General features: G+C 67.7%; 12 protein-coding genes. All 12 read left to right on the forward strand.

What is annotated here, in order from left to right; genetic code table 11:
• Positions 1-23 precede the first annotated feature (23 nt).
• Complete coding sequence (locus R5H32_RS11855) at positions 24-1,211, forward strand: GlxA family transcriptional regulator (protein ID WP_318338883.1); 1,188 nt, start codon at positions 24-26, stop codon at positions 1,209-1,211.
• 75 nt (positions 1,212-1,286) lie between these two features.
• Positions 1,287-1,937, forward strand: a complete 651-nt coding sequence (locus R5H32_RS11860) for an ABC transporter permease (RefSeq protein ID WP_318338884.1) — start codon at positions 1,287-1,289, stop codon at positions 1,935-1,937.
• A 25-nt stretch (positions 1,938-1,962) separates the two neighbouring features.
• Complete coding sequence (locus R5H32_RS11865) at positions 1,963-3,096, forward strand: ABC transporter ATP-binding protein (protein WP_318338885.1); 1,134 nt, start codon at positions 1,963-1,965, stop codon at positions 3,094-3,096.
• Positions 3,097-3,099: 3 nt separating this feature from the next.
• Entirely contained in the window at positions 3,100-3,834 is a 735-nt protein-coding gene (locus tag R5H32_RS11870; protein WP_318338886.1) for an ABC transporter permease, read from the forward strand.
• 42 nt (positions 3,835-3,876) lie between these two features.
• Complete coding sequence (locus R5H32_RS11875) at positions 3,877-4,755, forward strand: glycine betaine ABC transporter substrate-binding protein (protein ID WP_318338887.1); 879 nt, start codon at positions 3,877-3,879, stop codon at positions 4,753-4,755.
• 63 nt (positions 4,756-4,818) lie between these two features.
• The gene (locus R5H32_RS11880; RefSeq protein ID WP_318338888.1) at positions 4,819-5,700 is read left to right on the forward strand and encodes a nitrilase-related carbon-nitrogen hydrolase; all 882 of its coding nucleotides are present in this window, start codon (positions 4,819-4,821) and stop codon (positions 5,698-5,700) included.
• An 11-nt stretch (positions 5,701-5,711) separates the two neighbouring features.
• Complete coding sequence (locus tag R5H32_RS11885) at positions 5,712-6,902, forward strand: acyl-CoA dehydrogenase (RefSeq protein ID WP_318338889.1); 1,191 nt, start codon at positions 5,712-5,714, stop codon at positions 6,900-6,902.
• Positions 6,903-6,922: 20 nt separating this feature from the next.
• Positions 6,923-8,365, forward strand: coding sequence for a class I adenylate-forming enzyme family protein (locus R5H32_RS11890; RefSeq protein ID WP_318338890.1), 1,443 nt, complete (start codon positions 6,923-6,925; stop codon positions 8,363-8,365).
• Complete coding sequence (locus R5H32_RS11895) at positions 8,304-8,486, forward strand: hypothetical protein (protein ID WP_318338891.1); 183 nt, start codon at positions 8,304-8,306, stop codon at positions 8,484-8,486. Before R5H32_RS11890 ends, R5H32_RS11895 begins: the two co-directional genes overlap by 62 nt.
• Positions 8,487-8,500: 14 nt before the next feature.
• A complete protein-coding gene (locus tag R5H32_RS11900; protein WP_318338892.1) occupies positions 8,501-9,301 on the forward strand; it encodes a crotonase/enoyl-CoA hydratase family protein in 801 nt (266 codons plus the stop codon).
• Positions 9,302-9,332: 31 nt separating this feature from the next.
• Positions 9,333-10,685: an MmgE/PrpD family protein gene (locus tag R5H32_RS11905; RefSeq protein WP_318338893.1), complete on the forward strand. Its 1,353-nt coding sequence runs from the start codon at positions 9,333-9,335 to the stop codon at positions 10,683-10,685.
• Positions 10,682-11,452, forward strand: coding sequence for a crotonase/enoyl-CoA hydratase family protein (locus tag R5H32_RS11910; protein ID WP_318338894.1), 771 nt, complete (start codon positions 10,682-10,684; stop codon positions 11,450-11,452). The genes R5H32_RS11905 and R5H32_RS11910 overlap by 4 nt, the downstream gene beginning before the upstream one ends.
• The last annotated feature ends 194 nt before the right edge of the window (positions 11,453-11,646 follow it).

Consider the following 11,646-nt stretch of genomic DNA (forward strand, 5'->3'; position numbering starts at 1 on the left):
GCTCATGATGGTACATGGGGTCCATGCGGCCATCGCAGGCGGCAGGCGGTATGTCCAGCCGCGGTTCGCCATTGTACAAGGGGGCCGTGTGGTCGGGTGCCCGCCGCGGAGACAGGGAAGAAGGGGTCTTTCTTTTGCGAGGAGCGCAGTCGGGCGATGCCGGAGGTGTTGCTCCGAAGAAATGGGAGGGGTTCGCCGAAACGCTGAGGCGCTTGCGCCGCGAGGGGCCGTTCCGCGTAACCTTTCTGCTCGTCGAGGGCTTCTCCATGATGGCCCTGAGTTCCGCAATCGAGCCGCTGCGCGCGGCGAACCGGCTCCTGGGGGCGCAGCGGTATGAATGGACGCTTGCGGCGGACCATGCCGGCCTGATCGCCGCCAGCAACGGCATCGAGATCAAGGCGCAGCATGGCGTCGACACCGCCTCGGAAACCGACCTGACGGTTGTCGTGGCCAGCCTGTTCCCCAAGGATTACCAAGCGCCACGGACATTCGCTTGGCTGCGGCGCCTTCGGGCCCGTGGACGGCTCTTGGGTGCCATCAGCAGCGGGGCGCTGCTGTTGGCCCGTGCCGGGGTCCTGCACAACACCCGCGTGACGATTCACTGGGAGACGGCGCGCGAGCTGGAGAAGTCGTTTCCCGATCTCGATGTCTCGCAGGAACTCTATTGCTGGGATCGAGGGATCCTGACCGCGGCCGGAGGTGCGGCGGCGATGGACATGATGTTGGCGCTCATCACGCAGATCGACGGCGAGGATCTGGCGATCGACGTCGCGAACCAGTTCCTGCATGGCCCGATCCGCCCGTCGTCCCATGCCCAGCACGAGGACCTCCGCTGGCGGTTCCGCATCACGGACGAGCGGCTTCTCGCGGCCATCAAGATCATGAAGCGCCGGCTGTCCGAGCCGGTCAGGATTACCGCGATCGCCGAGCAGGTCGGCATTTCGGAGCGCCAGCTGGAGCGCCTGTTTCTCGCCGAGGTCGAGAAGCTGCCGTCCGAGTTCTACATGGGGCTCAGGCTGCAGGCGGCGCGGGGGATGCTCCTCGCCTCCACCGAGTCGCTCGAGACGATCGCCGAGCAATGCGGGTTTTCGAGCCTCGGCCACTTCAGCCGCAGCTTCAAGGCGCGCTTCGGCGAATCGCCTTCGGTGACCCGGCGTCGGCGCCCGCGCGGGCATGGCGGATTCGTGCAAGAGGATGGCGAACTCCCGTAACGTCTGACGTAATGGGGCGTCGTATCTCCCTAGCGAACCTGCCGAGACGGACTGTCTGGCGGGTCGGGGGGAGAGATGGAAATACTCAGCTTCGTCGCGAACAACTGGTCCGTGATCCTCGGCCTCGCGGCCGAACATATCTCGATCGTCGCGGTGGCCGTGGGCCTGGCGATCCTGACCGGCGTGCCGATCGGCATCGCCATCACCCAAAGCAAGCGCGTGGCGGATGCCGTCCTCTATGTCGCGTCGATCATCGTCACGATCCCCTCGATCGCGCTCTTCGGCCTGATGATCCCGCTCCTGTCGACGATCGGACAGGGGATCGGCTGGCTGCCGGCGGTCATCGCGATCCTGCTCTATTCGCAGCTCCCGATCGTCCGCAACACCTACACCGCCATCACCAATGTCGACCCAGCCCTGCGCGAGGCGGCGAAGGGGATGGGCATGACGCCGCTGCAGCGGCTCCTTCAGGTCGAGATCCCGATCGCCGTGCCGGTCATCATGGCCGGGGTGCGGACCGCGGTGGTGATGAACATCGGCGTGGCCGCCATCGCTGCCTATATCGGCGCGGGCGGTCTCGGTGTCCTGATCTCGCGCGGGATCTCGCAGACCGATCCGCGCCAGCTTGTCACCGGCGCGATCGCCGTCTCCCTCCTCGCCATTGCCGCCGACTGGGCGCTTCTGAAGCTGCAGAAGCGCCTGACCCCGGCCGGCCTGAAACGCTGACGCGCCCCGACGAAGGACCACCCGAATGATCCGTCTCGAAGACCTCACCAAGACCTTCGCCACGCCGAACGGCCTCGTCGTGGCCGCCGACAAGGTGAACATGGAAGTGCCGACCGGCGAGATCTGCATCCTGCTCGGCCCGTCGGGATGCGGCAAGACGACCGCGCTCAAGATGATCAACCGGCTCATCGCGCCGACGAGCGGCAGGATCCTCATCAACGGCGAGGACACGTCGAAGCTGAACGACATCGAGCTGAGACGGAACATCGGGTACGTCATCCAGCAGATCGGCCTCTTCCCGAACATGACGATCGAGGAGAACATCTGCGTCGTCCCGAAGCTCCTCGGCTGGGACATGAAGAAGGCCAAGGCGCGGGCGGCCGAACTGCTCGACCTCGTCGGCCTTGATCCGCGACACTTCCTGCGACGCCACCCCAGGGAGCTTTCGGGCGGTCAGCAGCAGCGGGTCGGCGTGATCCGCGCGCTCGCGGCCGATCCACCGGTCATGCTGATGGACGAGCCCTTCGGCGCCATCGACCCCATCAACCGCGAGATCATCCAGGACGAGTTCCTGAAGATGCAGGCCGCGCTGAAGAAGACGATCATGTTCGTCAGCCACGACATCGACGAGGCGGTGAAGATGGGCGACAAGATCGCGATCTTCCGCGCCGGCAAGATCGAGCAGTATGACTCGCCCGACCGTATCCTCGCGCATCCCGCCAATGCCTTCGTCGCGGATTTCGTCGGCGCAGACCGGACGCTGAAGCGCCTGCGCCTCGTGACCGCCGAGGAAGTGGCCAGGGCCGACGCGGCCTCTGCCGCTCGCTCGGCCTCGGTCGCGGACGTGCGCCAGTCGCTGGCGTCGTCCGGCGAACGGATCGCGGTCGTGATCGACGGCGACCATCACCCGGTCGGCTTCGTCACCGCCGACGAGCTTCAGGGCGCGTCCGGGCGGATCGGCGATTTCGCCCATCCGCTGCCGGCCAGCGTTCCGGTCCGGGCCGACCTGCGCGCCGTCGTCTCCGAGATGTTCGCCCATGACACGATGTGGCTCGCCTGCACCGACGACAACGGGCGCTATGCGGGCGTCGTGACGCAACCCGCGGTCACCGCCGCATTGCGCGCGACCTATGGCGGCGCGAATGCCGGAGCGGCCTGAGACATGAGGCGCGCTATCGCACGACCCATCGGCCTTGGACGCGGCGCCATGCTGGCACTGGGGCTTCTGGCCGGCCTCTGGGTAGCCAACTCGGGGCTTCTGGACCAGATCATGGTCTATTGGGACGACATCGCCTTCCTGTCGCGCCAGCACATGATGCTGGTCGCCGCCTCGGGCGGGGCGGCCATCCTCGTCGGCGTCCCCGTCGGCGTCTGGCTGTCGCGCCCCTCGGCCGAGCGCTACGCCGAGACCGTAATGCAGGTCTTCAACATCGGCACGACCATCCCGACGCTCGCGGTGATCGCGCTGTCGATGACCATTCTCGGCATCGGCTTCCCGCCGGCCTTCTTCGGCCTCTTCGTCGCCTCGCTGCTGCCCATCGTGCGCAACACCTATGCCGGGCTCCTGGCCGTGCCGTCGCATCTGAAGGAAGCGGCAACCGGTATGGGCATGACGCCCCTCCAGATCCTCTGGCGGGTCGAGCTGCCGAACGCGCTCTATGTGATCTTCTCGGGCATCCGCACGGCGCTGGCGATCAACTTCGGCACCACGCCGCTCGCCTTCCTGATCGGCGGCGGCGGCCTTGGGGAGCTGATCTTCACCGGCATCGACCTGATGGACACCGGCATGCTGCTCGCCGGGGCCGTGCCCACCGCCATGCTGGCGGTGCTCGTAGACTTCCTGATGGGCCAGGCGCAGCTGCACCTGATCCCGAAGGGCGTAAACCCGCTTCGCTGACGCGCGGCGATCCCATTCCAACGTGGAGAAGACGGAATGAACATGACTATCAAGACCGCCCTGACCGGACTGGCATTCGCCGGTTTCGCGATGACCGCCCAAGCGGCCGACATCGTCGTCGGTGGCAAGAACTTCACCGAGCAACAGCTCCTCTCGTCGATCACCGAGCAGCTCCTCGTGGCCAAGGGCCACAGCGTCGACAACCGCGCCGGCATGGGCTCCGCCGCCGTCCGCGAGGCGATGGAAAGCGGCCAGATCGACGTCTACTGGGAATACACCGGCACCTCGCTCATCACCTACAACAAGGTCGAGGATAAGCTGAACGCCGCCGACACCTACACCCGCGTCAAGGAGCTTGACGCCGAGAAGGGCATCACCTGGCTCGACGCGTCGGCGGCGAACAACACCTACGCGCTCGCCATGCGCGCGGCAGATGCCTCCGAAAAGGGGATCACCACGCTCTCGGAACTCGCCAAGGCGGTCAACGGCGGTCAGGAGATCTCGTTCGGGTCCAACGCCGAGTTCTACGCGCGTCCCGACGGGCTGAAGCCGCTCGAGGTCGCCTACGGCTTCGAGTTCGGCCGCGCGAACGTCAAGCGGATGGATTCGGGTCTTGTCTACCAGGCGCTGAAGGACGCGCAGGTCGATGTCGGGCTGGTCTTCGCCACCGACGGCCGCATCCCCGCCTTCGACTTCGTCGTCCTGAGCGACGACCAGGGCTACTTCCCGGCCTACGCACTGGCGCCGGTGGTCCGTACCGAGGTGCTCGAAGCCAACCCCGAGCTCGGCGATCTCCTGAACCAGGTTTCGGCCAAGCTGAACGACGACGTGATGGCGGCCCTCAACGCCCGCGTCGACGTCGAGAAGGTCTCGATCGAGAACGTCGCCGCCGACTTCCTCAAGGAAAACGGCCTCATCTGATACACTCCCCCCGGGAGGCGGACGCCGCCTCCCGGATCCTCTTGTTTCGAAGGCAGGAAGGTCATGTCGACCGCTCAGAAGATCAAAGTCGGCGCCGCGCAGTTCTCCAGCGAGATCGGCGACGTGGACGCCAATATCGACCGCCACCTCCACTGGATCGCCCGCGGGCACGAGGCCGGGCTCGACTTTCTCGTCCTGCCCGAGCTTTCGCTGACCGGGCATTACGGACCCGACCGCCTGCTGACGGCGGCGATGACGCGCACCGATCCGCGGTTGATGCAGCTCGCTGAGGCCGCAGGACCGATGGCGGTGTCCGTCGGCTTCATCGAGGAAGGGCCGGCCGCGCAGTTCTATAACGCGGCCGCGGTCCTGAAGGACGGCAAGCTCCTGCACCTTCACCGCAAGGTGAACCTGCCGACCTACGGCAAGCTGGAGGAAGGCAAGCACTACGCCTCGGGCCGCTTCGTCGAGACCTTCAGCCTCGCCGGGCGCTGGACGGCGGGCCTCCTGATCTGCGCCGACGTCTGGAACCCCGCGCTCACCCATCTGGCCTTCCTGCAGGGCGCGACGCTTCTCACCTGCCCGGTGAGTTCGGGCATCGAGGCCGTCGGGGCCGATTTCGACAATCCCGCCGGCTGGGCGCTGACCTGCCGTTTCTACGCGATGATGTACGGCGCACCGGTCATCATGGCGAACCGTACCGGGACCGAGCGTGACCTGCATTTCTGGGGCGGCTCGCGCATCATCGACCCGTTCGGCAAGGAACTGGCCGTCGCCGGAGCCGAGGCGGAGCTGATCACCGCCGAGCTCGATTACGACGTGGTCCGCCACGCCCGCCACCTCTTGCCCACGGTCCGTGACAGCAACATCGCCCTCGTCCTGCGCGAGACGCAACGGCTGGTGGAGACGCTCGGCATCCCGGACTTCGTGCGCGAAAACCACTAGGGGCAAGCAAGATGCACGACTTCTTCCTGACCGACGAGGACCGCGCCTTCCGTGCCGAGGTGCGCGACTTCATGGCGCGTGAGCTTGGACCCCGCGTGGACGCCATCGAGAAAGACCAGGACTTTTCTGCCCAGCTCGCCGTCGCGCGGGCTTTGGGCGAGGCGGGCTACCTAAAGGTCATGTTCCGCGACCTTTACAAGGGAAGCCTCGCCAAGCCCGGCCTGACCCATGCGGTGATCGTCTCGGAAGAGGCCGCCTATCTGAACTACGCCTTCGAGACGACGATCGCGACGGCCCTGTCCTGCGCCTACCCGATCCACGCCCATGCTCGTCCGACGCTGCGCGAGCGCTACCTGACGCCGATCCTCGAAGGCCGGGCGGTCGGCTCGATCTGCATGACCGAGCCCAATGTCGGCTCGGACAGCGCCGGCATGGAGACCCGGATCCGCTTCGACGAAAAGACTCGCGAATGGGTCATAGACGGCTTCAAGCGGTATATCTCGAACGCCTCAAAGGCCGATGTCTACATCGTCTGGGGCATCACCGATCCCGATGTCGCCCCGCAAAAGGGCATGACGGCGATCCTCGTTCCCGCCGGCACGCCCGGCCTGTCCTTCCCGCGCACCTATGATTTCATGGGCCGGCGCGGCTCGGTCGTCGGCGAGGTCACGCTGGAGAACGTCCGCGTTCCCGAGGAGAATCTCCTCGGCGAGGTCAACGCCGGTTTTCGCATCATGCTCGGCGCCTTCAACTTCGAGCGCGTGATCCTCGGCGGCTCCGGCCTCGGCGTCGCGCGGTCGGCGTTCGACCTCGCGCGCGAGCACGCGCAGACCCGCGAGAGCTTCGGCCAGAAGCTCGGCCAGAAGCAGCTGATCTGGGACATGATCGCGCAGATGAGCTGGCGCATCGACGCGGCCGAGCTTCTCACCCACCGCGCCGCGAAGATGTACGACGCCGGGATCGACGGCAAGGAACTGATGCGCGAGGCGAGCCAGACCAAGCTGGTCGCGACCGAGACGGCGGTGTTCTGTTCCGACCGCGCGGTGCAGATCCTCGGCGGCGACGGGGTTACGCAGCAGTACGGCCGGGTCGAGCAGCTCTACCGCGACGCGCGGGCGCTGCCGATCGTCGGCGGGACGTCGGAAATGTGCAAATACCTGATCGCCGCGCGGGAAATGCCGGCGATCCGGCCCAATCTCTGACCCCTCGGAGGGGAAACGCGATGCATATCGCACGCCTGCTGGAAGCTTCCGCAGACCGCTACCCTGACCACCTCGCGCTGGTCTTCGAGGACCGCCGCTGGACCTATGCCGAATGGCTCGGCCGGGTGCGCCGCTTCGCGCAGGCGCTTTCGGATCTCGGGGTCCGCCCCGGCGACCGGGTGGCGTTCTACGTCTCGACCTCCGAGAACTCGGTGACGACCTATTTCGCCTGCCAAGTGCTGGGTGCCGTCGCGGTGCCGATGAACTTCCGCCTGTCGCCGGGCGAGGCGGCCTATATCCTGCAGGATTCCGGCGCCCGCGTTCTCGTCTATGGCCGCAACCTGACCGAGAACGCGCTCAAGGTCGCCGGGCAGGTGCGCTCGGTCCACGATTTCATCGGCTGCGCCTACGACAAGGCGAACATCCCCGACAGCCACCACCATTTCGACACGCTGGCCGAGGAGACCGTCGACCGGCACGAAACGCGCCCGATCCCCGCGAGTGACGCGATCTCCTCGCTGGTCTATACCTCGGGCACGACGGGCCGGCCGAAGGGCGTGATCCACACCCATGCCAACGACATCGCTATCGCGATGAACTGCGTGATGGAATACTCGCTCAGCCATGCCGACAGCGCGCTGCACATCGCGCCGCTCTACCATGTCGGGGGCATGCAGGCCTATTTCATCCCGCATCTCCTCGTCGGCGGGACCAATGTCGTGATCGGCCGCTACGAGGCGGAAAAGACGCTGGAGACCATCGCGTCCGAGAAGATCACCACACTCTTCGCGGTGCCGACCCAGATCCAGGAGATGCTGTTCCACCCGCGCTTCGCCGACTACGACGTCTCGTCGCTGCGGCTCATCACCACCGGCGGCGCGGCGATCTCGTCGACGACGATGGAACGGGTGATGATGGAGTTCTGCCCCGGCATCTTCAACGGCTACGGCATGACCGAGGCGTCTTTGACCCTGGTCCTGCATCCCGAGGACGCGCTGCGCAAGCTCGGCTCCTGCGGCAAGCCGACGCTTATCTCGGAATGCCGGATCATCACCGACGACCAGAGCCGCGAGGTGCCGCCCTCCGAGACGGTCGAGCAGGGCCGGATCGGCCAGCTCATCGTGCGCGGCGCGCAGGCGATGGAGGGGTACTGGAACAACCCCTTTGAGACGCAGAAGAAGCTGAAGGCGGGCTGGATCTATACCGGCGACCTCTTCAGCCAGGACGCCGACGGGTTCTACTATTTCCACGGCCGCGCCGACGACATGATCGTCTCGGGCGGCGAGAACATCTACCCGCGCGAGGTGGAGGAGCTCCTCTACCGCTGCCCCGGCGTGCAGGAGGCCGCGGTGGTCGGGCTCGCGGATGAGAAATGGGGGGCAGGTCGTCACCGCCTTCATCGTGCGGTCCGATCCGGCGCTGACGGCGGACAAGCTCGACGCCTTCTGCAAGGCGGGCGATGATCTCGCGCCCTACAAGCGCCCGAAACGCTACGAGTTCCTCGACGAGCTGCCCTTCAACCCGAGCGGCAAGGTGCTGAAGCGCGAACTCGTCGCCCGCTACAATCCGCCCGCGGCGGCCTGACAGGAGACCCGGAAATGTCTGACAAGCTGATCTTTGAGCAGGACGGCCACGTCGTCACGCTCACCCTCAACATGCCGGAGGCGCGCAACCCGCTGACCGACCACGACCTCTGCGATGCGATCGTCGCCGCGATGGCGCGCATTTCGGCCGACCAGAGCGTGCGGGTGGCGATCCTGACCGGCGCGGGCAAGGCGTTTTCCTCGGGCGGCAACCTCAAGCACATGAAAGACAAGCAGGGCACGTTCGCAGGCGATGCGGTCGCGGTGAAGGACGGCTACCGGCTCGGCATCCAGCGCGTCGCGCGGGCGATGTGGGACTGCGAGGTTCCGCTGATCGCCGCCGTGAACGGCCCGGCTTATGGCGCGGGCTGCGACACGACCTGCCTGTGTGACATCCGCATCGCCTCGACCCGCGCGACCTTTGCCGAGAACTTCGTCAACGTCGGCCTGATCTCGGGCGACGGCGGTGCCTGGCTCCTGCCGCGCCAGGTGGGCCTCAGCCGCGCCGCCGAGATGACATTCACTGCCGATCCGGTGGACGCCGAGACAGCGCTGGCCTGGGGGCTGGTGTCGAAGGTGGTCGAACCCGAGGCGCTGATGGACGAAGCTCGCGCGCTCGCCGCCCGGATTGCACGGAACCCGCCGCGCCAGCTCCGCATGGCCAAGCGGCTCTTGCGCGAGGGGCTGAACACGCGGCTTTCCTCGGTCCTTCAGCTCGCCGCCGCCTATCAGGGGGCGTGCCACCAGACGGCGGACCACGACGAGGCCGTCGACGCGCTTCTTGAAAAACGTCCCGCCGTCTTCGACGGGCGCTGACCCGGCCGCCCAACCCACAGGAGTTGAACACATGTCCTCGCGCTTCATCGACTTCCTCCACGAGACCGACGCGTCGAGCCTGCCCGACGAGGTGCTGGACCTCGGCCGCCGCTGGCTTCTCGACCTGATCGGCGTCGCAGCGGGCGGGGCCGGCACGCGCATGTCGCGGATCATCCGCGACCATGCCGCCGGGCATTTCGGCCCCGGCGCCCGGCAGGCACGGATCCTCTTCGACGGCCGCGCCGCCAGCCCCGCGGGCGTGGCACTCGCCGGCGGCATCACCATCGACGCGCTCGACGGCCATGACGGGCACAAGCTGACCAAGGGCCATGTCGGCTGCGGCGTCTTTCCCTCGCTGCTGGCGGTGAGTGAGGCCGAGGGGCGGCTTGACGACCGCGCCTTCCTCGCCGGCCTCGTCACCGGTTACGAGATCGGCACGCGGGCGGGCATTGCGCTCCACCGCACGGTGCCCGACTACCACACCTCGGGCGCCTGGGTGGCGGTGGCCGCCGCCGCGCTCGGAGCGCGGGTGCTCGGCCTCGACGCGGCGCAGAGCCGCGAGGCGATCGGGATCGCCGAGTATCACGGGCCGCGCAGCCAGATGATGCGCTGCATCGACCACCCGACGATGGTGAAGGACGGCTCGGGCTGGGGCGCGATGGCGGGCGTGTCGGCCGCCTATCTCGCCGCCGACGGCTTCACCGGCGCGCCGGCGATCACCGTCGAGGGCGCGGATGTCGCCGATCTCTGGGACGATCTCGGCACGCGGTGGCGGATCGCCGAGCAGTATTACAAGGCCTATCCGGTCTGCCGCTGGGCGCAGCCGCCACTGCAGGCGGTCCTGAACCTGCGGTCGGAACACAAGCTCACCTCGGGCGATGTCGAGCGGATCGAGATCACCACCTTCCACCAATCCCGGCGGCTTGCCACGCGCGACCCGAAGACCACCGAGGAGGCGCAGTATTCCACCGCCTATCCGACCGCCGTGGCGCTCGTGCGCGGCCGCGTCGATCCCGTCGACGTGGCCGAGGCGAGCTTCGCCGACCCCGAGATCCGGCGGCTCGCGCAGTCGATGACCGTGACCGAAAGCGACGAGTACAATGCCGCCTTCCCCGCGCGCCGGATCGCCCATGTGGCGCTCGTGCTGAAGGACGGCCGCCGCTTGCAATCCGAGCCGACCGAGGCGCTCTACGATCCCGAGGCGCCGGTCGACATGGCGACGGTCCGCGCCAAGTTCCGCGCCTATGCCGGGCCGGCCCTGGGCACCGACCGCGCGGCGGCGATCGAAGCGGCGGTCGACCGGCTTGGTGACGGCAGCGGTATCGCGGACCTGATCGAGCTGGTCCAGGCGCCGGCGGCGGAACCCGGCGACGTCGCGGCATGAGCGGACTTGTCCAGTACGAGACACGGGACGGCATCGCCGTCCTGACGCTCGACCGGCCGGAGCAGCGGAACGCGGTCAATGCCGCGCTCGCGGCCGACCTGCGCGATGCCGTGGCGCGGTTCGAGGCCGATGACGCGGCGCGTGTCGGTGTCCTCACCGGAGCAGGGCGCACCTTCTGCGCCGGGATGGATCTCAAGGCTTTCCTCGGCGGCGAGCGGGACGCGATCCTGTTCGCAGAGAACCGCTTCGCCGGCTTCGTCGACGCGAAACGCACCAAGCCGATGATCGCGGCGGTCAACGGCGCGGCCCTGGCCGGCGGGCTCGAGATCGCGCTGGCCTGCGACCTGATCGTCGCCGAGGAGGGCGCGGTCTTCGGCCTGCCCGAAACGGGCGTCGGCATCTTCGCGGTTGCGGGCGGCCCGTTCCGGCTCGCGCGGCGCATCCCGCCCGGCCGCGCGCTGGAACTGGCGCTGACCGGCGCACCGATCGGGGCGGAGGAAGCGAAGGCGCTCGGCCTCGTGAACCGGCTCGCTCCGAAAGGCGAGGCCGTCGCCGCCGCGCGGGCGCTGGCGCAGGAAATCGGGCGCAATGCGCCCCTCGGCATCGCGGCGACGCTCCGGCTCACCCAGGCGGCGCTGCGGGAGCGCGATGCGGAGCTTTTCGTCCTGTCGGAAGAGCTCTGGCCCGCCGTCGCCGCGTCGCGCGATGCCGAAGAAGGACCACGCGCCTTTGCCGAAAAGCGGGCGCCGAAATGGGCGGGACAATGACCCGATACGCCGAAGAGAGGACTACCGGATGAGCGATGCAGAGATGACCACCGAGAAACGGACCACGGGGCGCCGGGCGAGAGCCGCCCGCGGCGGAGGGGCGATCTCGCAGCTGCCCTGGCGCGCCGTCCAGAACCCCTACGCGCCGCTGGAACTCGCGACGCCCGATCAGGTCGAGGCGATCCACCGGACCT

It is taken from the genome of Defluviimonas sp. D31, assembly GCF_033436765.1.
Lineage (GTDB): Bacteria > Pseudomonadota > Alphaproteobacteria > Rhodobacterales > Rhodobacteraceae > Albidovulum.

Bases quoted from the DNA above. Each gene is read 5' to 3' on its own strand.
- R5H32_RS11890 (WP_318338890.1), top strand. From the start codon at position 6,923: ATGCATATCGCACGCCTGCTGGAAGCTTCCGCAGACCGCTACCCTGAC.
- R5H32_RS11900 (WP_318338892.1), top strand. From the start codon at position 8,501: ATGTCTGACAAGCTGATCTTTGAGCAGGACGGCCACGTCGTCACGCTC.
- R5H32_RS11875 (WP_318338887.1), top strand. From the start codon at position 3,877: ATGACTATCAAGACCGCCCTGACCGGACTGGCATTCGCCGGTTTCGCG.
- R5H32_RS11885 (WP_318338889.1), top strand. From the start codon at position 5,712: ATGCACGACTTCTTCCTGACCGACGAGGACCGCGCCTTCCGTGCCGAG.
- R5H32_RS11865 (WP_318338885.1), top strand. From the start codon at position 1,963: ATGATCCGTCTCGAAGACCTCACCAAGACCTTCGCCACGCCGAACGGC.
- R5H32_RS11860 (WP_318338884.1), top strand. From the start codon at position 1,287: ATGGAAATACTCAGCTTCGTCGCGAACAACTGGTCCGTGATCCTCGGC.
- R5H32_RS11870 (WP_318338886.1), top strand. From the start codon at position 3,100: ATGAGGCGCGCTATCGCACGACCCATCGGCCTTGGACGCGGCGCCATG.
- R5H32_RS11880 (WP_318338888.1), top strand. From the start codon at position 4,819: ATGTCGACCGCTCAGAAGATCAAAGTCGGCGCCGCGCAGTTCTCCAGC.
- R5H32_RS11855 (WP_318338883.1), top strand. From the start codon at position 24: ATGCGGCCATCGCAGGCGGCAGGCGGTATGTCCAGCCGCGGTTCGCCA.
- R5H32_RS11905 (WP_318338893.1), top strand. From the start codon at position 9,333: ATGTCCTCGCGCTTCATCGACTTCCTCCACGAGACCGACGCGTCGAGC.
- R5H32_RS11910 (WP_318338894.1), top strand. From the start codon at position 10,682: ATGAGCGGACTTGTCCAGTACGAGACACGGGACGGCATCGCCGTCCTG.